This window comes from Enterobacter wuhouensis, assembly GCF_035835995.1.
In the GTDB taxonomy this organism is placed as follows: Bacteria; Pseudomonadota; Gammaproteobacteria; order Enterobacterales; family Enterobacteriaceae; genus Enterobacter; species Enterobacter wuhouensis.
Genome location: NZ_CP142124.1, coordinates 4,730,131 through 4,750,781 on the forward strand (window position 1 = coordinate 4,730,131; position 20,651 = coordinate 4,750,781).

Sequence of the window (20,651 nt, forward strand, 5' to 3'; positions counted from 1 at the left end):
ACCTTACACGCGTTCGACGCCAATCAGAATGGCGGTTTCCGGGTCCAGAATCGGCAGCGCAATGCCCGCCTGCATCAGCCACTCGCCGCTCGCCGTTTGCGGCGCTTCCATCCACGCCGGCAGCTTGCGCATGGTGTGCCCGCCCTCGCCCGTAATCTGGATGTTCGGGTGATCGAGCAGCGTGATGCGGTACCGCGCGCTGGCGTCTAGCCCCGGCATGCGCAGCGGCATCATCAGGGTGTAATCCGGCATCGCGAGCTGGCTGACGATAAACAGCCCCTGCGCCTTGTCTTCGCTCACAATACCCTGCGCCAGGGTGGTAGCGTCCGGCATATCCACGCGCCACTGCGTGCCGTGATGAATGACCTCGCGCCACCGCTTGTGCAGCGCGGCGTAGTGCCGGTAGCCTTCACGTTCATTTTCATCAACGGTGAGCGGATCCAGCTCCAGCCCCATATGGCCAAACAGGGCCGTCAGCCCGCGAAACTGGATGCTGTGCTGGCGGAAGGTCGCGTGGCATTTATGATGACCGATATGCGCGCCCATCACCTCCGGCGGGAAGAAGTAGCTCATGCCGCGCTGGATGGTATTGCGCTCCAGGGCGTCGTTGTTGTCGGACGCCCAGAAGCGGTGGCTGCGGGTCAGCACTTCGTAATCAATACGCCCGCCGCCGGAGGAGCAGGATTCAAACTCAACGTGCGGGAAGCGCTCGCCCAGCACGTCCAGCAGGCGGTAAAACTGGCGGGTCTGCGCGTCGGCGGCGGCTTTACCCTTGTGTCCCGGCTGCACCAGCTCGCGGTTCATGTCCCACTTCACGTAGTCGACTGCGTGATCGCCCAGCAGCCAGCACATACGCTCGACAAGATAATCAAAGGCTTCAGGGATGTTGAGGTTGAGCACCAGCTGGTGTCGTCCGGTCGCCTGGGCGTATCCCGGCAGCGCCAGCACCCAGTCAGGATGTGCGCGATACAGATCCGAATCGGGGTTGATCATCTCCGGCTCAACCCAGATGCCGAACTCCATGCCGAGCCGTTTGACGTGGTCGATTACCGGCGTCAGGCCGTTCGGGTATTTTTTCTCATCCAGATACCAGTCGCCCAGCGCGGCGTGGTCGTCGTTGCGGCCTTTGAACCAGCCGTCGTCGATGATAAAACGCTCCACCCCGAGCGCCGCGGCCTCGTCGGCCATGCGCATGATGTAGTCCGGGTCGTGGTTGAAGTAGATCCCTTCCCAGGTATTGAGGTGCACCGGGCGCGGTTTGTCGTCCGGGAAGCGGATAACGTTGTCGCGCAGGTAGCGGTGAAACTGCTGGCTCATGCCGTTCAGGCCGCGCGCGGAGTAGCTGGCGTACAGGCGCGGCGTCCAGAGCGTGTCGCCCTCTTCCACGGCCATTTCGCCGGGGAGGTAAAGCGCTTCGGCCTGCAGATAGCGACGACCGTCGGTTTTGGCCTCCGCGCGCAGGCGGTGGTTGCCGCTCCAGCCCAGATGCACGCCCCAGAGGTCGCCCTGCATTTCGCTGAACGACGGCGTACCTGAAATCAGCGCCGGGAAGTGCTCGTGGGAGGTTTTACCCCGACGGTTTTCAATCACGAAGCCGTCGTGTTCGAGCAGCACGCGGTGCGGCTGAAATTCTCTGATCCAGCGTCCGTGGAAGGCCATCACCTCCTGCGCGCGCTCGGCCACCGGCAGCGTGACGGCGAAACGGTCCACCTGCCACGGCAGCGCTTTCAGATTGGTCAGGCCGTGGCGCACTACCAGCACGCCGCTGGCATCCAGCGCCAGCTCGCTGGTCAGGCGCAGCCCCGCATGCTCATCCTCAGCGGTTATCGTCAGGGCGTTTACGTCCTGTAGCACCCGCGTGGTTTTGAATACCGGGGAACCGTCCAGCCCCTGGCGATGCCCCTCAATGCCCGGCGAGCCAAACAGGCCGTGCCCCAGCTCCGCCATCAGCGTGACCGGGGAGTCGACGTCCAGCCTGCCGTTCGCCACCGGACGCGCAATGCTCAGCACATCGTGCGGCGAAAAGTGCTGAAGGTGCGGCCCCCAGTAGAGAATTTCGGCGAACGGGCGGGTTTTCACCACCACGTCTACCGTATGGCTTTCGAGTCGAAATATGGAATCTTGCATCAGACATCTCCTGTCGTCGGGATGTCCTGAGTGTTGATCCGAAACGTTTCGGATACAAACCAAAACGTTTCGGATCTGTGATCGGGTTTGGAATTTTAGTGGGTTTAGGCCGTCTGACCCGGAGAGAATTCAGGCTGCCAGAGCACCTGAAGCCGCTCGATATCGTCGCCGTTAATCAGCTGGCGCACCATATCGGCAATCTGTTTTCCGACGCCCTGACGGGTGGACTGAATGACCGACGCCACGTCGATATCGACGATGCTGTCCTGCGGCAGGCCGTCGTAGACCACCAGCGAGACCGCGCTGTCGCCGGACAAGCGCCCCATCTGCGCCAGCGCCATCGCCGCGCCGTCGCCGTGGGTGTTGCAGTCGGTAATGATGGCCGTGGGCGGCTGCGGCAGAGCGAGAAGCTCTTTGGTTGTGGCGTACCCGACGCGGCGCGACGGCGGCATGGCGCGCAGCCATTCGCTGGAAAGCCCGGCCTCACGCAGGGCGTCCAGATAACCCTGACGGCGCTGGGTAATAAACGCCTGGTTATTGCTTTCGCCCAGCAGCGCGATGCGCTGATGGCCTTTTTCGATCAGCCAGCGGGTAGCCTGATGCGTACCGGCGTAGTTGTCGAAGTCAAACCACGCGTACGGCTGCGGGAGATGGCTGCGCCCGAGCGCCAGGAAAGGGAAACCGGCAGCCTGAAGCTGCTCAAGACGCGGATCGTGATCCAGCGTGTGCGCCACGATCAGCGCGTCCACGCGGCGGCTCTGCACCATGCGCATGTAGCTGTGCTTATCGGCTAAATCATCATCGGCAATCAGCAGCAGGTCGATTTCATGTCGCGCCAGTTCGTGGCTAATTTCGCCGACCATGTCCATAAAAACGCTATTATTGAGCGGAACGGGATGCACGGGGAACACCAGCCCGACGGCGTCGATTTTGCCCATCTTGAGGCGGCGGGCGAAGGTGTTAGGCCGGTAGCCACGGCGCTGCGCCTCTGCTTCCACGCGGGCGCGCGTCTCGGCGGAGACGTCGTCATATCCGTTGAGGGCGCGGCTGACGGTGGTGACTGACAGCCCCAGTTCTTTGGCAATGGCTTTAAGCGACATGATTTTCCGTATCTCGGTTAGTTCTGTTCCGCCACCAGCAGCGCGTGCGTGTCCGGCTCCAGCGCCTTAAAGATATGCGGTAAGTCGGCGGGATAACAGATGTAATCCCCCGGCCCCAACTCCTCCGCCGCGTCGATCAGGCCGACTAACGCGCGCCCCTGCGTCACAATAATATGTTCAACGGACCCCGGCGGATGCGGCTGAGAAATGCGGTCTGCGCCCGGCTGGGTGAGCAGCAGATAGATGTCGCGCCGCGCGCCCGGCGGACACGCCGCCAGTAAAATCGCCTCGTAGTTGGCCTGTCCGGCAACGACCTTCGTTCCCTCTCCACGGCGGATGACCTGTGTTGTCGTCTGCTGTGGTTCCAGCAATCGGGCGAAAGGGATATCCAGCGCCACGCAAAGCGACCACAGCGTCTCCAGGCTCGGGTTACCGTTGCCGGACTCCAGCTGGGAAAGCGTGGATTTGGCGATACCGGCACGGCGAGCGATTTCCGCCAGTGAAAGCCCGGTTCGCAGGCGTTCTCGCACCAGACTCTTGGCGATCACGCTAATTGGCTGCGTCATAAACGGCCCTTAGTTCTATAAATCGAACGAATCGTTCATCTTGAAAAACGATTTTGATGCGTTCATTATAATGGAAATACGTTCGATATGGCTAAAATTGTATGAAGCATCACCTCTCCTGCCTGAAAGGCGACACGATAAAAGCAATCATCCTGGTGTGCCTCGCGGTGGGCGTGGTCGGGATGTCCTACGGCTCGCTGGCAATGGCCTATGGCTTCCCGCTGTGGGTGCCGTTTTTGCTCTCCCTTACCGTACTGGCGGGCGCGTCGGAATTCATGTTTATCGGCATTGTGGCGAGCGGCGGTAATCCGCTGGCGGCAGCGGCCGCCGGTTTGCTGGTCAACGCCCGCCACGTGCCGTTTGGCGTGACGGTCCGCGAACTGGTCGGCAAGCGCGGCCTGAGCTTTTTGGGCTGCCACATCATGAACGACGAAAGCGTGGTCTTTGGCCTGTCGCAGAAAACCCCCGAGCAGCGTAAGGCCGCCTACTGGCTGTGCGGTTTGGGGGTGGCGATTATCTGGCCGCTGGGCGCGCTGCTGGGTGCCATGGTCGGCAAACTGCTGCCAGATCCGGAAACCATCGGGCTGGATGCGGTATTCCCGGCTATCCTGCTGGCATTAGTGGTGCCCGCGTTTAAAAACCGCACCACGCTGATCCGCGCCTGCAGCGGCGCAGCGCTGTCGCTGGCCGCCGTGCCGTTTGCGCCGGTGGGCCTGCCGGTGCTGCTCTCTTTACTCGGCCTTGCCGCGAGGAAAAAATAATGGGAAATATGACGGTCTTTATTCTCGGCATCGCCATTCTTTCTGCCGGAACGTATTTGATGCGCCTCGGCGGGGCCAAACTCGGCAACCGGCTGGCGCTGTCCGAGCGCTCTCAGGCGCTGCTTTCCGACGCGGCAACGGTACTGCTGTTTTCGGTGGCGCTGGCGACCACGTTCTATGAAGGCGAACATTTCGCGGGGATGGCGCGCGTGCTGGGCGTGGCGTTTGCGGTGTTTCTGGCCTGGCGCAAGGTGCCGTTAATTGTGGTGATCGTCGCGGCAGCGGTGGTGACGGCATTGCTGCGTGTGGCGGGACTGCAGTAAGAAGAATGCCCGACAGAACAGGTCTGCCGGGCATCAGAGGGATTAATGCGCGGGAAGCGTATCGACGCTAAGCGTGAGCGTTTCGTCAAAATTCGTCGTGTTCGTCACGCTGAAGGCTTTTTCAGAGAGATAGGTCGTGATCATCATGGTGGCGGTGAACTGCTCTCCCGCCACTTCCGTGCCGTTAACCGCCGCCAGCGCTTTTTCGGGCTTCAGCGTCACCTGCGATGCCCCGCCCTGAACGTTAACCGCGCCGATATCAACGGCGGCCAGCTGTACCGAGCTGCCGTCTACCCGCCCCTCTTTGAACTCAATTTTCATCGCGCCATAGTCGGTAAAGCGATACGCCATGTTCTGGCGCGCGGCACCGTTAATGGAGATGCGCATTTTACGCGCGTCCGGACACATCACCGACACCTGAAACTCGCGCGTGACCGAAGCATAGCCGTTATAGACCTTACCAATGTGTTCAGCAGAGGTCCGTCGCATATCCTCTTTACGGTAGCGACCATAGTCGACTTTCTTCACTGCCGACATCATTTCGCAGTCGCCATCATCGGCCTGAGCAACCGCCGGTAGCGTCGACGCGCCGCAGAGTAATGCGATCATCAGCGCGCATTTACGAACGTTATTTAGAGACATTTCCCTGTCACCTCTTCATAGAATTTATTCAGCTCCGCCTCAGGCAGGGTATACGTCAGCTTGCAGCGTCCGTCGTCCAGCTTCGCATACAGCTGCTGGCTGGCGGAGATGTCGTTGAGGAAGATCACCCCGTCCTCAGGCGCGGTCGTCACGTATTCACCCGCGCCGTTCACAATAGAGACACCTTCCGGCAGCGGCGTGCCGTCCGCGCGATTAATGCTCAGCAGCACGCGGCGCTGGCTTAACGTTGCGAACTCCCACTTCGCCACGGCGCCGTGAGACGCCTTGATCGCCGTGCTGCCGTTTCTCACGTCCAGATTCCCCGGCAGGCTTTGGGTGTTGACCTCAATCGTACTTTCGCGGAACGGCGACAGCGCAGGAATGACCGCCTGACCCCATTTATCCGTCCATACCGCGCCGCGCGAGGTATCAATCTCAACGCCTGCCACCGGTTTATCCAGGCTGGCGATGGCATACGTATCCGCCACGCGGTAAGGCGAGAAGGTCACGCCGTCGCCGTGGGCCACAATCCCGCCGCTCAGCGCCGCAGAATAGTTGGTGTTGCTGTCGTTATCGCCGCCTGCCGCCAGCGCGAGGTTGGTGTAGTGCAGGTTGCTGTTCAGCGAGCTGTCCCAGCTGGTGGTGTTCTCGTCATGATCCTGCGTCACGCCGACCGTGTACTGGTTTTCGGCATTAAGTGAACCCATTGCGCGCGTACCGTAGGAGCTTCTGCCCTCGCTTTCACGATACCAGGAGCTGGTGGTGACGCCGGTGCGTCCCAGCGGGATCGACACGTTCACATAAAACTGATCGTTGTCGCTGCTGTCGTTCCGGCTAACGTCCGACTCCCAGTTCACGCTCACGTTGAAATACTTAAAGGTCTGCGACCACGAGGTGATAAACCGGCGGCTGTCATACTCGCTGTTCCAGCTCTCATTGCGGTAGTAGCTGAGCGAGAAGCGGCCCAGCATCGCGTTTGACCAGTTGATACCGACGTTACTGTCGTATTTGGTTTGCGAGATATCATCCTCATCACCGTAGAGCTCCTGCATTTCGCGGTAGTCCGGCGTGCCGTAGCTGCCGCCCAGCGAAATGCCGATGCCGTACGGCAGGGAATAGCCCAGATCCAGCGTCGTTTTGTTGCCGTCGGTTTGCGTCTGGTTGTCGATGGACGCCAGAAAACCGAGCGAGGCATACAGGTTCTGCATGGGCACGGTATCGATGTTGCCGGAGAAACCGTAATAGTGGTTATCCGCCATCACCATACCGGCGAGGAAGTTCATGCGCTTGTTGATGGACCAGCCGTTGTTGGCAGAGACCACCCACGGATTTTCATAGCGGGAATCTTCCATGTCCTCAACGCGGCCCACTGCCATGGTGAAGCCCGGCGCACGCCCAACGTGGTTGCTGCGAAAGGTGCTCGCAGACACGGTAAAGCGGTTTTCGCTGCCGTCGGTCTCGGTGACCGTCACGTTCAGGTCGGTGTTGAGGTTGGCAAGCGGCACATCGTCCAGGTTAAACGGCCCGGCGGGAACGAGCGTTGAGTAAATAAGCTGTCCGCCCTGGCGGATATCAACGCGCGCCTGCGGGTAGCGGGCAATCCCCGACACCTCAACGCCCGTGCCGTTCTGAGGCAAAAGCGCGGTATCCGGCATCATCTGGACCCCGTAAATACTCGGGATACTAAAGCGGCTGTTGGCCACGTTGATCTGGCCGCCCTGCACCATCACGCCGTAATCGGTAAAGGTACGCTGGGCATAGGTGTAGGAGGAATCAATGTCAAAATCTTGATCGCTGCCGTCGCTGATAAACTGCGCGCTGCGCACAATCCAGTCTCCGGCGTTAAAGCCCATTTCAAGCGTAGACTGGAAACGATCGGCATTTTCATCGTCATATTGGTTATGGGTGCCAAACATGGAGTAGTTCAGCATCGCCGCGCGACCCCCGCGCACCTCGGCGAACTGTCGACCAAAGTCGGGATCGAGCGCTTCGGGTGGAACAACGACCGAGATCTCTTCGATATCCGGTGAAGATTCAATCGTGGACCCGGACCAGTACTGATGGATTTTAGGGCAGGAGCCGCGTTTAATCTGTTTAATCAACCCTGCATTTTCCAGAAACTCTTTATCGATACAGGGCGTACCTTCCTCATCAAATTTCACCGGCATTAGCGTACGCTTCTTGCCGTTAATGTTCACGGTCACGTTATGATAACCGGGCGTAAAACGGGCAGCCATGGAATAGTAATCGGCTATTGCGGTATCAAGTCCATTGGTTTTGAGGGCATCGGTATCAAATATCGCCCGAGCCAATTCCATAGGTTCATTCGCGGTCGGATTTATTTCTGCCCGAATACTGAAAGCAAGCGCGGTAAGGCAAAACGCAAGCATTCCCTTTTTACAGGAACCGTTTAACATAACTACTCCATGTGCTGTTAAATGTATTTTTATTTTTTCAGGTCGGCAATATAGCTCTGGGCTTTATAGCCATAGCGAGTCGCGGGATATATTTCAATCTGCTTTTCTGAGGACGATATTTTATTGCTGGCGGTGGCGGTCAGCGTTTCACCCGGCAGAATATAGGTCTTGGCTAAATGCGCGAAAGTGCCTGAGGCCATTAACTTCACTTTTTGCTCCAGACGGACGATATACGGGGTTTTATTTTCAACCACGACGTTACCGTTTTTAATCTGCCAGGTGAGTTCCTTCCAGGGCTCAATATTAACTGCCAGTCCAGCAGGGTGAATAATCACGGGCAGGTTCTGGCTAAAGACCACTTTAACTTTGTTTTTTTCGCGCTGTGGGATCGCGGTAAAAATAACGCGCTTGAAGTGCTCTACCTTCAGCGGCTCCGCGCTGCTTTTCATGACAAAGCGCACGCGCTGGGTTTTACCTCCCTCCACGCGCACAACAGGCTGCGTGACAATCAGGCCCGGCTTTGGATCATCCGGTAAATCGATAATTTTGGTGTAGAGTAGCTGTGCGTCAGCATCGGTATTTTTGACGTCCATGCTGGCGCCCTGCTCGTCTTCATTGACGATAAGCAGCGAGGTATCCGGCACCATGCCAACGGCCAGCGCATTGAATGAGGCCAACAGGCAGGCGCAGATCAGCGTTCTCTTTAAAAGCAGCATAATATTAGTCCATTAATATTGATTAATAACACTCCACTGACGTGGAGTGTTAGGCATTCCCTGGTGACGGAAAACGATTACAGATAGACCAGCTCAACGTTGGTCAGACCGTCCAGCGTCGCTTCATCCGTAACGTTCAGATCGTTGGTTGGGTTAATCATCGCCGCTACGCCAACGTTAAAGTTAACTTTAGTTTGTGCAACAGGCGTGCCGCCCCGCGTGCCGCTGAAGGAATAAATTTCGCTTTTATCGTTAGCAATCTGCATATATCGCTCGCCTGATTTAGTACCCCAGCTCGTACCGTTGTCGACTGAGACCGTTGGATACAAATCATCACCGGCATCGTTGGTGACCGCACCTTCTGTCAGCTGGATGCCTAATGAATAAGCGCCAATTTTCTTGCCGTTATACATACCCAGGCCCGACGTGCTTTTAGGCTTAAGAGAGAAGTTATCGTCAACAAATGCAATCGGCAGGTCTGCTGTAGGCGCTGAATCAGAATGCGCATCGTTAAAGGTGACAGCGATGCGGGTAGCATCTTCACAAGTGATCGTAATAGGGATCACTTTTACATCTGCCAGCGGGGTCATGGAAGTGGAGTTCAGGGATGCTACTTTCATGGTACCGAAGTCAGCAATACCGCCACCGCTGGTGAAGGTTGGCGTACAGGAAGAAGGTACGATTTTACCGGTGACCTGAATATCAATGCTGGAGGCCGCCATTGCAGATGAGGCCGCTACGGCCAGTACGGACGCCAGCATTCCTTTTTTAAACATCGCGTTCATTTAATTTCCTTATTTAGGTGAAATACTAAAAGCACCAAACTATAAATAGCCTGGCTTATGGAGAATAACTACACACATATTGTTTTTGAAAAGTATCACTACAAATAATTCCGATCAATGACTTGAAATTCTTTTAAGATTTATGCCTGAGGAATTCCTTAAATAATAAGAAAAAACATTATTCCACTGGATATGAAACCGGAATCAGCGGCTAAAAATAGCCGCAGCCATTTACCAGGGGAATATTTCCAATAACCTGGTCTGACCATATATTTAACATGTGTATAGGAATGCTAATTTTTCAAACAAAAGTAACTAAAGAAGGAGAACTATTACACTTATTGTTTCGGTAATCAGGAATTTCCTGGACGATTTAACTAATAAAAGAGATTAATGCAGCAGAGGTGGGTGGGAGGCGAGAGGAGGGAGTAAGGCAAGGAACCTGTCCCTGCTCCGGAGAGCGAGGGACAGTGGCTACACGGCTTATTTATTCAGTTCTGCGGTCATATGTACGCGGTTACCGGAGAACGCCTGGGTGATTTTGTAGGAGGATGCGCCAGCGTCCTGAGCCTGTGCTGCAATTTTGGCTTCTGCACCGTCAATGGTGGAGGCGGTAGCGGTCACGGTCTGCGCAGCGAAAGAACCGAAAGAAGCAGCCAGAGCGATTACAGCGACAAAAGTTTTGATGCTTTTCATGAGATAAACCCTTTCGTTAAGTTGTTTAGGTAAGGCACCGTGCCTTGATGAGATAAATACTAGACCTCATCTCCCACAACTAAAAGCGGAAGGATTTGCTATTCTCTTTCAAAATTACTGATTAACAATTAACCGCTGTGAATGGGTGTAAATCGTCGCCCTGCCCGGCTTGCAGAACCCCACCAGCGTCAGGTTGCAGCGCTCTGCCACTTCTACCGCCAGCGTTGTGGCCGCCGACACCGCAAACAGGATCTCCACGCCACACATGGCCGCTTTCTGCACCATCTCGTAGCTGGCGCGGCTGGAAACGAGCGCAGCGCCCTGCTGCCAGACGTCGCTTTCGCGCGCGCGGCGACCCAGCAGCTTATCAAGCGCCACGTGGCGGCCGACATCTTCATGGCCCCCGACGATCTCGCCCGACGGCAGCACCCATGCCGCCGCGTGCGTACAGCCGCTCAGCTGACCAATGGGCTGGACATCGTTGAGGTGCTCCAGCGCTTTATCGAGGTCCGCAAGGTTGAAGGTCTGGGTAAACGGCAGCGGCGCGACGGGTTTGCCGATATCGTTGAGCTGCTCGACGCCGCATACGCCGCAGCCGGTGCGGCCGGCCAGCGCGCGACGCCGCTCTTTTAATCCCATAAAGCGGCGGCTGGAGAGTTCGATCTGCACTTCAAGACCGTTACAGGCCTGCACCACGTCCATGCCGTAGATCTCCTGCGGATGGTCGATGATGCCTTCGGACAGGGAAAACCCAATGGCGAATAGATCGAGATCTTTCGGCGAGGCCATCATCACCACGTGCGAGATGCCGTTGTATACCAGAGCAACAGGCACTTCTTCCGCCAGAAAATCGGGCGTAGCGTGGGCAATGTGGGGCGGTCTGTGTACCGACAGTTCCACAACGCCCGCAGGCAGTGGTGACGAGTGGGTAGCACGGTTTTGTTTAGACACGACGGTATTCCTGAACAACCACGGAGGTGAGCCTGCTATTGCATCATAAAGTGCAGGCCTTACGCATAGTATGGATCAACTTTTCAGCATCGAGTTTACCTACTCATTTGGGAGAGGTGCAACCCGCCCCCCGCTACACCCCTTTAACATGCAGGGTTAATAATGTGATTGATATCACATTTTATAATCAATGCCGTGATAATACGTTCACTTTGTTTTAACGCCATTGGAACAGGCGTACCGACATTGTGGTATTCTGATGATATCCCTCGGAGAAATGAGGGATTAACGCAAATTTTTCTCCTTTGCGGTCAATTCTCAACCGCAAAGTAAAACTACAAAGCAATGTCGAAATGAACCAAGGAGTGACCCATGCAGGTCAGCAGAAGGCAGTTCTTTAAGATCTGCGCTGGCGGTATGGCAGGCACAACGGCAGCGGCACTGGGCTTTGCGCCCGGCGTAGCGCTGGCGGAAACACGGCAGTATAAGCTGCTGCGCACCCGCGAAACCCGTAACACCTGTACGTACTGCTCCGTCGGCTGTGGGCTGTTGATGTATAGCCTCGGCGACGGTGCAAAAAATGCCAAAGCGTCTATCTTCCACATCGAAGGCGACCCGGACCATCCGGTTAACCGTGGTGCGTTGTGCCCGAAAGGGGCTGGCCTGGTGGACTTTATCCACTCCGAAAGCCGCCTGAAATTCCCGGAATATCGCGCGCCAGGCTCAGACAAGTGGCAGCAAATCAGCTGGGAAGAGGCGTTTGACCGCATCGCAAAACACATTAAAGAAGACCGCGATGCCAACTTTATCGAGAAGAACGGCGAGGGCGTCACCGTCAACCGCTGGCTCTCTACCGGCATGCTGTGTGCTTCTGCCTCCAGCAACGAAACCGGTTATTTAACCCAGAAATTCACGCGCGCACTCGGTATGCTCGCGGTCGACAACCAGGCGCGCGTCTGACACGGACCAACGGTAGCAAGTCTTGCTCCAACATTTGGTCGCGGTGCGATGACCAACCACTGGGTCGACATCAAGAACGCCAACCTTATTGTGGTGATGGGCGGTAACGCCGCTGAAGCGCACCCTGTCGGGTTCCGCTGGGCGATGGAAGCCAAAATCCACAACGGTGCGAAACTGATTGTGATCGATCCCCGCTTTACGCGTACGGCGTCAGTGGCGGATTTCTACACCCCTATTCGTTCAGGTACTGACATCACTTTCCTGTCAGGCGTATTGCTGTACCTGATGACCAACGAAAAATATAACCGCGAATACACCGAGGCCTACACCAACGCCAGCCTGATCGTGCGTGAGGACTACAGCTTCGACGATGGCCTGTTCAGCGGTTACGACGCGGAAAAACGCAAGTACGACAAAACCAGCTGGAACTACGAGCTGGACGAGAAAGGCTTTGCGAAGCGCGACACCACCCTGCAACACCCGCGCTGCGTGTGGAACCTGCTGAAAGAGCACGTTTCCCGCTATACGCCGGACGTTGTCGAAAACATCTGCGGTACGCCGAAGGCGGACTTCCTGAAGGTGTGCGAGCTGATCGCCGAGACCAGCGCGAAGGATAAAACCGCGTCGTTCCTGTATGCCCTCGGCTGGACGCAGCACTCCATCGGTGCGCAGAACATTCGCACCATGGCGATGGTTCAGCTGCTGCTCGGCAACATGGGGATGGCAGGCGGCGGCGTGAACGCCCTGCGCGGCCACTCCAACATTCAGGGCCTGACCGACCTCGGCCTGCTGTCTCAAAGCCTGACGGGCTACATGAACCTGCCGAGCGAGAAACAGCCCGACCTGCAGACCTACCTGACCGCCAGCACGCCAAAACCGCTGCTCGAAGGCCAGGTAAACTACTGGGGCAACTATCCGAAGTTCTTCGTCTCGATGATGAAAGCCTTCTTCGGTGACAAAGCGACGGCGGAAAACAGCTGGGGCTTTGACTGGCTGCCGAAGTGGGACAAAGGCTACGACGTTCTGCAGTACTTCGAGATGATGCACCAGGGCCAGGTCAACGGCTATATCTGCCAGGGCTTTAACCCGGTTGCCTCGTTCCCGAACAAAAACAAGGTTGTCGAGTCGCTGTCGAAGCTGAAGTTCCTGGTGACGATTGACCCGCTCAACACCGAAACCTCGACCTTCTGGCAGAACCACGGTGAATCGAACGACGTCGATCCATCGAAGATTCAGACCGAAGTTTTCCGCCTGCCGTCCACCTGCTTCGCAGAAGAGAACGGTTCTATCGTCAACTCCGGACGCTGGCTGCAGTGGCACTGGAAGGGCGCGGACGCCCCGGGCATCGCCCTTAACGACGGCGAGATCCTGGCCGGCATCTTCTTACGCCTGCGTAAGATGTATGCGGCAGAAGGCGGCGCGAACCCGGAACCGGTGCTGAACATGACCTGGAACTACTCGACGCCGGAAAACCCTGCGCCGGAAGAAGTGGCCATGGAGAGCAACGGCAAGGCGCTGGCGGACGTTATCGACCCGGCCACCGGCGCGGTTCTGGCGAAGAAAGGCGATCAGCTCAGCACCTTCGCACACCTGCGCGATGACGGTACGACGTCAAGCGGCTGCTGGATCTTTGCCGGTAGCTGGACGCCGAAAGGCAACCAGATGGCCAACCGCGATAACGCCGACCCGTCGGGACTCGGCAATACGCTGGGCTGGGCATGGGCGTGGCCGCTGAACCGCCGCATCCTCTATAACCGCGCGTCCGCTGACCCGCAGGGCAACCCGTGGGATCCGAAGCGTCAGCTTCTGAAGTGGGACGGCGCGAAATGGGGCGGCGTGGATATTCCGGACTACAGCACTGCCGCACCGGGCAGCGACGTTGGGCCGTTTATCATGCAGCCTGAAGGGATGGGACGCCTGTTTGCTATCGATAAGATGGCGGAAGGTCCGTTCCCGGAACACTACGAGCCGTTTGAGACGCCGCTGGGCACCAACCCGCTGCACCCGAACGTGGTCTCTAACCCGGCAGCCCGTATCTTCAAGGGCGATTTCGACGCGCTGGGTAAAAAGGACAAGTTCCCGTACGTGGGTACGACCTACCGTCTGACCGAGCACTTCCACTACTGGACCAAGCACGCGCTGCTTAACGCCATCGCGCAGCCGGAACAGTTTGTGGAGATCGGCGAGAAGCTGGCGAACAAGCTCGGCATCGCCCATGGCGATACCGTGAAGGTCTCCTCTAACCGCGGCTATATCAAAGCCAAGGCGGTGGTGACCAAGCGTATTCGCACGCTGAACGTTCACGGTCAGCAGGTGGACACCATCGGTATCCCGATCCACTGGGGCTATGAGGGCGTGGCGAAGAAAGGGTTCATTGCGAACACCCTGACGCCGTTCGTCGGCGATGCGAACACGCAGACGCCGGAGTTTAAGGCCTTCCTCGTGAACGTGGAAAAGGTGTAACGGAGACGACTTATGGCTTATCAATCTCAAGACATTATCCGTCGTTCCGCGACAAACAGTTTCACGCCCGCGCCTCAGGCGCGGGACCACCAGCAGGAAGTGGCGAAGCTTATCGACGTGACCACCTGTATCGGCTGTAAAGCCTGTCAGGTGGCCTGTTCAGAGTGGAACGACCTGCGTGACGAAGTGGGTCACAACGTCGGGGTGTACGACAACCCGGCGGACCTGACCGCCAAGTCCTGGACGGTGATGCGTTTCTCGGAAGTGGAGCAGAACGACAAGCTGGAATGGCTTATCCGCAAAGACGGCTGTATGCACTGTGCGGATCCGGGCTGCCTGAAGGCGTGTCCGTCAGAAGGGGCTATCATTCAGTATGCCAACGGCATCGTCGACTTCCAGTCCGAGCAGTGCATCGGCTGCGGCTACTGCATCGCCGGCTGCCCGTTCGACGTGCCGCGCCTGAACCCGGAAGACAACCGCGTCTACAAATGCACGCTGTGCGTTGACCGCGTCACCGTCGGCCAGGAGCCTGCATGCGTGAAGACCTGCCCAACCGGCGCTATCCACTTTGGCTCCAAAGAGGATATGAAAACGCTGGCGGGTGAGCGCGTCTCCGAGCTGAAAACCCGCGGCTACGACAACGCGGGCCTGTACGATCCGGCCGGGGTTGGCGGTACGCACGTGATGTACGTGCTGCACCACGCCGACAAGCCGAACCTGTATCACGGCCTGCCGGAGAATCCGGAAATCAGCGCCACCGTGAAGTTCTGGAAAGGCATCTGGAAACCGCTGGCAGCGGTTGGTTTTGCTGCCACCTTCGCAGCGAGCATCTTCCACTACGTCGGCGTTGGTCCGAACCGCGCGGAAGAGGAAGACGACAACCTGCATGAAGAGAAAGACGAGGTGCGCAAATGAGAAAACGTGACACCATCGTGCGCTACACCGCGCCGGAACGCATCAACCACTGGGTCACCGCCTTCTGCTTCATGCTGGCGGCGATAAGCGGGCTGGGGTTCTTCTTCCCGTCCTTCAACTGGCTGATGCAGATCATGGGGACACCGCAGCTGGCGCGTATACTGCACCCGTTTGTTGGCGTCATCATGTTCGCGTCGTTCATCATCATGTTTTTCCGATACTGGCACCATAACCTAATCAATCGGGATGATATCTTTTGGGCGAAGAATATTCGTAAGATCGTCGTCAACGAGGAAGTGGGTGATACCGGGCGTTATAACTTCGGCCAGAAATGCGTATTCTGGGCGGCGATTATCTTCCTGGTCCTGTTGCTGGTAAGCGGCGTGATCATCTGGCGTCCGTACTTTGCGCCTGCTTTCTCAATCCCGGTGATCCGATTCGCGCTGATGCTGCATTCATTTGCCGCGGTGGCGTTAATTGTGGTTATCATGGTGCATATCTACGCCGCCCTCTGGGTGAAAGGCACCATTACCGCGATGGTGGAAGGATGGGTAACCAGCACGTGGGCGAAGAAACATCACCCGCGCTGGTACCGTGAAGTCCGCCAGAAACAGGAAAAGTCATCTGAATGAGTATTCGCATAATCCCGCAAGATGAGCTGGGTTCGAGCGAGAAACGCACGGCGGATTACATTCCGCCGTTGTTATTCCCCAGGCTCAAGAACCTCTACAACCGCCGCGCAGAGCGTCTGCGCGAGCTGGCAGAGAATAACCCGCTGGGCGATTTCCTGCGCTTTGCCGCGCTGGTTGCCCACGCGCAGGAGGTGGTGCTGTACGACCACCCGCTGCACATTGACCTAACCGCGCGCATCAAGGAAGCCAACGAGCAGGGCAAGCCGCCGCTGGATATTCACGTCCTGCCGCGCGACAAGCACTGGCATAAGCTGCTGAACTCGCTGATTGCCGAGCTGAAGCCGGAGATGAGCGGAACCGCGCTGGCGGTTATCGAGAATCTGGAAAAAGCCTCTGACCTGGAGCTGGAAGAGATGGCGAGCGCGCTGTTCGCGTCCGACTTCTCTCTGGTGAGCAGCGATAAAGCGCCATTCATCTGGGCCGCGCTGTCGCTCTACTGGGCGCAAATGGCAAGCCTGATCCCGGGCAAAGCCCGCGCCGAATACGGTGAAGCGCGCCAGTTCTGCCCGGTCTGCGGCTCCATGCCGGTCTCAAGCATGGTGCAAATCGGTACCACTCAGGGGCTGCGCTATCTGCACTGCAACCTGTGTGAAACCGAGTGGCACGTGGTGCGCATCAAGTGCAGCAACTGCGAGCAGACCCGCGATCTGAACTACTGGTCGCTGGAAAATGAAGAAGCGGCGGTGAAAGCGGAAAGCTGCGGCGACTGCGGGACCTACCTGAAGATTCTGTATCAGGAAAAAGACCCGAAAGTCGAAGCCGTGGCCGACGATCTCGCCTCGCTGATTCTGGACGCGAAGATGGAGCAGGAGGGCTTTGCCCGCAGCTCGATCAACCCGTTCCTGTTCCCGGGTGAAGGGGAGTAATCTCCTGTGAAAGTGCCGGGCGGCGCAAGCTGGCCCGGCCTACAGGTGGTAAGGTGAAACGACCCCGGCGATGCCCGAAAAGTCTTTCGTATTGCGCGTAATTAACGGGCAACTTCTGCTCTGAGCCGTAGCCAGAATGATGGCATCGGGCAGCTTCATGCCGTGCTTCTCGCGAAGTAATACGCTTCTTTCCGCGATATCACGTGACACATCAATAATTTCAAAAGCCCCCATCACAGCCGCCGTTTTTGCTTCATGACCGTGCTTGCGCGCGCCCACCATGACTTCCATCCACGTGATCAGGCTAATGGCTCTATGCGACGCCGTGCGATCAATCGCATCCGCCGCCTCAACGCGATTATAAAAAAGATCGATGAGAATATTGGTATCAAACACAGCCATGTGCTCCATGATTACCACTCCTCACGCAGCTTGCGTTCATACTCAAGTCCATCTTCCTGCTGGTTTCCCCACAGGCCAAGCGCATCGCGGATAACCGATGAACTCTGCTGGTCAAGATATTGCTCAATAGCTTCCCGTAGCAATTCGGCGCGGGGCCGGTTACGCAGCTGCTTCAGGTTATCCAGTCGCTGAATCACGTCATCAGACAAATCGATCAGTATTCTGCCCATATCAAGGTCCGCCAAAAGACTCATATATCACCATAGTATATCATCTGCGGTTAATTTTCAGGCAAAATACTCCTTATCCATTTAGTGTTAAAGGATATTTAGAAAATGGCGGGCGATTTTGCGAGCCGCTTTCCAGACGACCCCTACTCTTCCTCATTCCCGCCCTCTTCGTACGCACCGTACGGTTTTGCAGGCAGAACGATATAGGTGCCTTCAAACACCGCGCCTGCCGTTTCATCACCAAAAAGCTCCACCTGCATCTGCACGCGCGCCTTACGGCCGCGCGCCAGGCGGTCGAGATCGCCGCCCAGTGCGCCAAGGTCGGCTACCGCGCTCGGCTTGCCGCTGATCGGTGCGCTGTAGCGAATGTGGGCATCGGCCAAAATGATGGTGCCGCCCAGATGGCGTTCGCGCAGCATGAGCCAGATCAGCCCCCAGCCGGTGAGGGTCGCCAGGGAAAACAGGCTACCGGCAAACAGCGTGTGGTGAGGGTTCTGGTTACCGGTTTCCGGCATGGTGGTAATGAATTTTTGTCCGGTGTACTGCTGAATGCGCACGCCCATTTTTTCACTGAGCGGAATGTGCTCATACCACGCCTGCTGCAGCTGGCCGCACCAGTCGGCGCGATGCAGGATGTCGTCCAGCGTGGCGATGGGTTTGATCATTAAAAAGTGGCGAATCGGCGTGGTTTGCGGGGCGGCGATCTCCCCCTGATTCACAAAACCGAGCTTGGCAAAGAATTCGACGGCGTCTTCACGGGCGCTGCAGGTGACGCGCTTAACGCCTTCCTGACGGGCAACGGATTCCAGGGTCATCGCCATCAGGGTGCCGAGGCCTTTATCCTGAACGGACGGGTGAACGGCCATAAAGCGAATCGAGGCTTCGTTATCGGCATTAATGTACAGACGCCCGACGGCCACCAGATTGCCCTCTTCATCCACCACCATCTGATGGTGCGCCATCGCGTCCCAGGCGTCGCGTTCTGACCCTTTCGGTTGATGTAATGGCTTGCGCAGCATTTCCCAGCGAAACTGGTAGTAAACCTCTAACTCTTCTTCCGTTTGCGGTACTCGAAGGTGATACATAGCTGTACTCTCTCTTGTTACCCGCGGCCTGACCGCCAGCTGGCTCATACCTGGAGCCAGAATGTGACGGGGCCATCGTTCACCAGCGATACCTGCATATCTGCAGCGAATCGTCCGGTTTGCGTGTTCATGTCCTGCTGGCGACAGCGCTCAACAAAGTACTCATACAGTGCTTCTGCACGGTCCGGCGCTGCACCTTTCGAAAAGCCCGGACGCATGCCGCGCTCGGTATCAGCCGCCAGCGTAAACTGGGAAACCACCAGCACACTGCCGCCTGCCTGCTGCACGTTCAGGTTCATTTTGCCTTCCGCATCGCTGAAGATGCGGTAGCCCAGCACGCGCTCGCACAGGCGGTTGGCTTTTTGCTCGTCGTCATCCTTTTCGACACCTAACAACACCAAAAGTCCTGGGCCAATTTCACCCGTCACCTCGTCCTCCACGGTGACGCTGGCACGGGTTACGCGTTGTATCAATGCAATCATGGTTGGTCTGCTTCTTGTTGTTTTTCAGCAATCGCTGCTTGTTTTAGTTCGCGGTAGACCCCGAGAGTGACAGTTATTTCGGCACCAAGCAAGACGATGCACCAGGTCCAGTAGACCCAGACAAACAAAATGGGGATCACCGCCAGCACGCCGTAAATCAGCTGATACGACGGGAACATGGTGATGTAGAGCGCGAACCCTTTCTTGCCCAATTCAAAGAGCACGGCCGCGACCAGGGCACCCACGATGGCGTCACGGTTGGGCACGCGCGTCGTCGGCACCACGCTGTATAGCAGCCAGAACGAGAGCCAGGACAATATCAGCGGGAAGATGCGCAGCACGTTATCAATCACGCTGTTCAAGTCGCTCGCCCAGCGCAGCGAAAGAAGATATGAACTGATCGCCAGGCTCGCTCCCGCCAGCAGCGGGCCGAGCGTCAAAATCATCCAGTACACGGCAAAGGAGTAAACCTTTGGCCGGACTTTCTTGCTCCGCCAGATGGTGTTCAGGGCGCTATCGATGGAGTACATCAGCAGCAGCGCGGTGACGATAAGCCCGCACGCCCCCACCGCCGTCATCTTGCTGGAGTTAGCGACAAACTGCTCAATGTAGTTCTGAATAACGTCCCCGGTGGCGGGAATGAAATTCGCAAAAACGAAATGACGAAGCTGCAGGCTGACGTCCGCAAACATCGGAAACGCGGAAAAAAGCGCAAAGATAACCGCCACCAGCGGCACCAGTGAGAGCAACGACACGTAGGCGAGATTGCCCGCCAGCGTCGTCATGTTATCTTCATCAATGCGGTGCCAGAGCAGTTTCAGCCACGCCCGAAACGGGCGCGAGTGATGTGTCGCTTTTTGATGAACGGTTTTTAGCATAGCTGCTTCGCAAAGTAGTTCGGTATCGTCTCTTTTCCGGTCACCAGAATTGACGTGATACCCAGCTGGTTAGCTCCCTCAATATTCTCGGCATTGTCGTCGAAAAAGACCGCATCGGCCGCAGAGTAGCCTTCAGCCTGCAGGACGGCCTGATAAATACGCGCTTCCGGCTTGCGCATCCCCATCTCCTGGGAGAGATAGATTTTATCCGCCGCAGCGTGGATTTCCGGATATTCATCCGGCCAGAAGGTGGTGTGAAGACGGTTGGTGTTCGACAGCACCACCACGCGATGCCCCTGCTCGCGCAGCTTTTGCATGATGTCGATGACGTCCGGGCGGATCGCGACAAATACCGCCTGCCAGCCGTGGGAAAACTGTTCGTAGCTTAACGGCAGATCCATTTCATGGCAGAAGCGCTCTGCGAATTCTTCATCGCTTATCTCGCCGCGCTCGTGCTGGTGGAAGGTTTCCCCCATCTTAAAATTCTGCTTTAACGTCGCCAGCGGTACACGGCTAAAATCGCTCCATGCGCCCAGCACCCGATTGAAATCGATGTCGACGATTACATTTCCTAAATCAAAGATATAAAGCATG

Annotated in this window: 21 protein-coding genes; 6 read left to right on the forward strand and 15 right to left on the reverse strand. The window is 57.1% G+C overall.

All coding sequences use genetic code 11. The features are described 5' to 3' along the window. Nucleotides 1-3: 3 nt before the first annotated feature. The 3 genes from VPX56_RS22555 to VPX56_RS22565 form a co-directional block, all read right to left on the reverse strand. On the reverse strand, nt 4-2,127 hold the full coding sequence (locus VPX56_RS22555) for an alpha-galactosidase (RefSeq protein WP_326469030.1): 2,124 nt from the start codon (nt 2,125-2,127) through the stop codon (nt 4-6). A 104-nt stretch (nt 2,128-2,231) separates the two neighbouring features. Beyond that, nucleotides 2,232-3,227 carry a LacI family DNA-binding transcriptional regulator gene (locus VPX56_RS22560; RefSeq protein WP_326469032.1) on the reverse strand — a complete coding sequence of 332 codons (996 nt, stop codon included), beginning with the start codon at nt 3,225-3,227 and terminating at the stop codon, nt 2,232-2,234. A gap of 17 nt (nt 3,228-3,244) precedes the next feature. Continuing rightward, entirely contained in the window at nt 3,245-3,793 is a 549-nt protein-coding gene (locus VPX56_RS22565) for a helix-turn-helix domain-containing protein (protein ID WP_010436871.1), read from the reverse strand. 101 nt (nt 3,794-3,894) lie between these two features. Between VPX56_RS22565 and VPX56_RS22570 the strand changes: the two genes are divergently transcribed. After that, entirely contained in the window at nt 3,895-4,554 is a 660-nt protein-coding gene (locus VPX56_RS22570; RefSeq protein ID WP_326469034.1) for an AzlC family ABC transporter permease, read from the forward strand. Continuing rightward, entirely contained in the window at nt 4,554-4,877 is a 324-nt protein-coding gene (locus VPX56_RS22575; RefSeq protein WP_326469036.1) for an AzlD domain-containing protein, read from the forward strand. Before VPX56_RS22570 ends, VPX56_RS22575 begins: the two co-directional genes overlap by 1 nt. Before the next feature lie 42 nt (nt 4,878-4,919). Here the strand turns inward: VPX56_RS22575 and VPX56_RS22580 are convergent, their stop codons facing one another. The 6 genes from VPX56_RS22580 to fdhD all read right to left on the reverse strand — a co-directional run bounded on the left by VPX56_RS22580 (nt 4,920) and on the right by fdhD (nt 11,084). Then, nucleotides 4,920-5,519: a DUF1120 domain-containing protein gene (locus VPX56_RS22580; RefSeq protein WP_131635597.1), complete on the reverse strand. Its 600-nt coding sequence runs from the start codon at nt 5,517-5,519 to the stop codon at nt 4,920-4,922. Continuing rightward, entirely contained in the window at nt 5,510-7,936 is a 2,427-nt protein-coding gene (locus VPX56_RS22585; RefSeq protein ID WP_326469039.1) for a fimbrial biogenesis usher protein, read from the reverse strand. The genes VPX56_RS22580 and VPX56_RS22585 overlap by 10 nt, the downstream gene beginning before the upstream one ends. A 29-nt stretch (nt 7,937-7,965) precedes the next feature. After that, nucleotides 7,966-8,652 carry a fimbria/pilus chaperone family protein gene (locus VPX56_RS22590; RefSeq protein WP_131635595.1) on the reverse strand — a complete coding sequence of 229 codons (687 nt, stop codon included), beginning with the start codon at nt 8,650-8,652 and terminating at the stop codon, nt 7,966-7,968. Between the two features lie 77 nt (nt 8,653-8,729). After that, entirely contained in the window at nt 8,730-9,437 is a 708-nt protein-coding gene (locus VPX56_RS22595; protein ID WP_326469041.1) for a DUF1120 domain-containing protein, read from the reverse strand. 483 nt (nt 9,438-9,920) lie between these two features. Continuing rightward, nucleotides 9,921-10,133: a YdgH/BhsA/McbA family protein gene (locus tag VPX56_RS22600; RefSeq protein WP_114980033.1), complete on the reverse strand. Its 213-nt coding sequence runs from the start codon at nt 10,131-10,133 to the stop codon at nt 9,921-9,923. Nucleotides 10,134-10,247: 114 nt separating this feature from the next. After that, the gene (gene fdhD, locus VPX56_RS22605; protein WP_326469046.1) at nt 10,248-11,084 is read right to left on the reverse strand and encodes a formate dehydrogenase accessory sulfurtransferase FdhD; all 837 of its coding nucleotides are present in this window, start codon (nt 11,082-11,084) and stop codon (nt 10,248-10,250) included. 372 nt (nt 11,085-11,456) lie between these two features. Here fdhD and fdnG point away from each other — a divergent pair, with 372 nt between their 5' ends. The 4 genes from fdnG to fdhE are packed head-to-tail and all read left to right on the forward strand — an operon-like array spanning nt 11,457 to nt 16,980. Beyond that, nucleotides 11,457-14,507 carry a formate dehydrogenase-N subunit alpha gene (fdnG, locus tag VPX56_RS22610; RefSeq protein WP_326469048.1) on the forward strand — a complete coding sequence of 1,017 codons (3,051 nt, stop codon included), beginning with the start codon at nt 11,457-11,459 and terminating at the stop codon, nt 14,505-14,507. 12 nt (nt 14,508-14,519) lie between these two features. Beyond that, nucleotides 14,520-15,422, forward strand: coding sequence for a formate dehydrogenase subunit beta (gene fdxH / locus VPX56_RS22615; protein WP_131635591.1), 903 nt, complete (start codon nt 14,520-14,522; stop codon nt 15,420-15,422). Then, entirely contained in the window at nt 15,419-16,054 is a 636-nt protein-coding gene (fdoI, locus tag VPX56_RS22620; RefSeq protein WP_008501832.1) for a formate dehydrogenase cytochrome b556 subunit, read from the forward strand. The genes fdxH and fdoI overlap by 4 nt, the downstream gene beginning before the upstream one ends. After that, on the forward strand, nt 16,051-16,980 hold the full coding sequence (gene fdhE, locus VPX56_RS22625; protein ID WP_131635589.1) for a formate dehydrogenase accessory protein FdhE: 930 nt from the start codon (nt 16,051-16,053) through the stop codon (nt 16,978-16,980). The genes fdoI and fdhE overlap by 4 nt, the downstream gene beginning before the upstream one ends. Nucleotides 16,981-17,019: 39 nt before the next feature. Here fdhE and VPX56_RS22630 read toward each other — a convergent pair whose 3' ends face one another. The 6 genes from VPX56_RS22630 to yihX all read right to left on the reverse strand — a co-directional run bounded on the left by VPX56_RS22630 (nt 17,020) and on the right by yihX (nt 20,650). Further along, complete coding sequence (locus VPX56_RS22630; RefSeq protein WP_326469052.1) at nt 17,020-17,391, reverse strand: type II toxin-antitoxin system VapC family toxin; 372 nt, start codon at nt 17,389-17,391, stop codon at nt 17,020-17,022. A 2-nt stretch (nt 17,392-17,393) separates the two neighbouring features. After that, nucleotides 17,394-17,636 (reverse strand): ribbon-helix-helix protein, CopG family, encoded by a 243-nt coding sequence (locus VPX56_RS22635; RefSeq protein WP_010436846.1) that lies wholly within the window; start codon nt 17,634-17,636, stop codon nt 17,394-17,396. Nucleotides 17,637-17,755: 119 nt separating this feature from the next. Beyond that, nucleotides 17,756-18,697 carry a fatty acid biosynthesis protein FabY gene (gene fabY / locus VPX56_RS22640; RefSeq protein WP_165500738.1) on the reverse strand — a complete coding sequence of 314 codons (942 nt, stop codon included), beginning with the start codon at nt 18,695-18,697 and terminating at the stop codon, nt 17,756-17,758. A gap of 44 nt (nt 18,698-18,741) precedes the next feature. Then, nucleotides 18,742-19,179: a D-aminoacyl-tRNA deacylase gene (gene dtd, locus VPX56_RS22645; protein ID WP_263611018.1), complete on the reverse strand. Its 438-nt coding sequence runs from the start codon at nt 19,177-19,179 to the stop codon at nt 18,742-18,744. Next, the gene (locus tag VPX56_RS22650) at nt 19,176-20,057 is read right to left on the reverse strand and encodes a virulence factor BrkB family protein (protein ID WP_326469056.1); all 882 of its coding nucleotides are present in this window, start codon (nt 20,055-20,057) and stop codon (nt 19,176-19,178) included. The genes dtd and VPX56_RS22650 overlap by 4 nt, the downstream gene beginning before the upstream one ends. Then, complete coding sequence (gene yihX, locus VPX56_RS22655; RefSeq protein ID WP_326469058.1) at nt 20,051-20,650, reverse strand: glucose-1-phosphatase; 600 nt, start codon at nt 20,648-20,650, stop codon at nt 20,051-20,053. Before yihX ends, VPX56_RS22650 begins: the two co-directional genes overlap by 7 nt. Nucleotide 20,651: the final 1 nt, after the last annotated feature.

What these genes read in the sequence shown, in the direction of transcription:
- VPX56_RS22555 (WP_326469030.1), bottom strand. Translation starts at nt 2,127, where the DNA reads ATGCAAGATTCCATATTTCGACTCGAAAGCCATACGGTAGACGTGGTG.
- VPX56_RS22560 (WP_326469032.1), bottom strand. Translation starts at nt 3,227, where the DNA reads ATGTCGCTTAAAGCCATTGCCAAAGAACTGGGGCTGTCAGTCACCACC.
- VPX56_RS22565 (WP_010436871.1), bottom strand. Translation starts at nt 3,793, where the DNA reads ATGACGCAGCCAATTAGCGTGATCGCCAAGAGTCTGGTGCGAGAACGC.
- VPX56_RS22570 (WP_326469034.1), top strand. Translation starts at nt 3,895, where the DNA reads ATGAAGCATCACCTCTCCTGCCTGAAAGGCGACACGATAAAAGCAATC.
- VPX56_RS22575 (WP_326469036.1), top strand. Translation starts at nt 4,554, where the DNA reads ATGGGAAATATGACGGTCTTTATTCTCGGCATCGCCATTCTTTCTGCC.
- VPX56_RS22580 (WP_131635597.1), bottom strand. Translation starts at nt 5,519, where the DNA reads ATGTCTCTAAATAACGTTCGTAAATGCGCGCTGATGATCGCATTACTC.
- VPX56_RS22585 (WP_326469039.1), bottom strand. Translation starts at nt 7,936, where the DNA reads ATGTTAAACGGTTCCTGTAAAAAGGGAATGCTTGCGTTTTGCCTTACC.
- VPX56_RS22590 (WP_131635595.1), bottom strand. Translation starts at nt 8,652, where the DNA reads ATGCTGCTTTTAAAGAGAACGCTGATCTGCGCCTGCCTGTTGGCCTCA.
- VPX56_RS22595 (WP_326469041.1), bottom strand. Translation starts at nt 9,437, where the DNA reads ATGAACGCGATGTTTAAAAAAGGAATGCTGGCGTCCGTACTGGCCGTA.
- VPX56_RS22600 (WP_114980033.1), bottom strand. Translation starts at nt 10,133, where the DNA reads ATGAAAAGCATCAAAACTTTTGTCGCTGTAATCGCTCTGGCTGCTTCT.
- fdxH (WP_131635591.1), top strand. Translation starts at nt 14,520, where the DNA reads ATGGCTTATCAATCTCAAGACATTATCCGTCGTTCCGCGACAAACAGT.
- fdoI (WP_008501832.1), top strand. Translation starts at nt 15,419, where the DNA reads ATGAGAAAACGTGACACCATCGTGCGCTACACCGCGCCGGAACGCATC.
- fdhE (WP_131635589.1), top strand. Translation starts at nt 16,051, where the DNA reads ATGAGTATTCGCATAATCCCGCAAGATGAGCTGGGTTCGAGCGAGAAA.
- VPX56_RS22630 (WP_326469052.1), bottom strand. Translation starts at nt 17,391, where the DNA reads ATGGAGCACATGGCTGTGTTTGATACCAATATTCTCATCGATCTTTTT.
- VPX56_RS22635 (WP_010436846.1), bottom strand. Translation starts at nt 17,636, where the DNA reads ATGAGTCTTTTGGCGGACCTTGATATGGGCAGAATACTGATCGATTTG.
- fabY (WP_165500738.1), bottom strand. Translation starts at nt 18,697, where the DNA reads ATGTATCACCTTCGAGTACCGCAAACGGAAGAAGAGTTAGAGGTTTAC.
- dtd (WP_263611018.1), bottom strand. Translation starts at nt 19,179, where the DNA reads ATGATTGCATTGATACAACGCGTAACCCGTGCCAGCGTCACCGTGGAG.
- VPX56_RS22650 (WP_326469056.1), bottom strand. Translation starts at nt 20,057, where the DNA reads ATGCTAAAAACCGTTCATCAAAAAGCGACACATCACTCGCGCCCGTTT.
- yihX (WP_326469058.1), bottom strand. Translation starts at nt 20,650, where the DNA reads ATGCTTTATATCTTTGATTTAGGAAATGTAATCGTCGACATCGATTTC.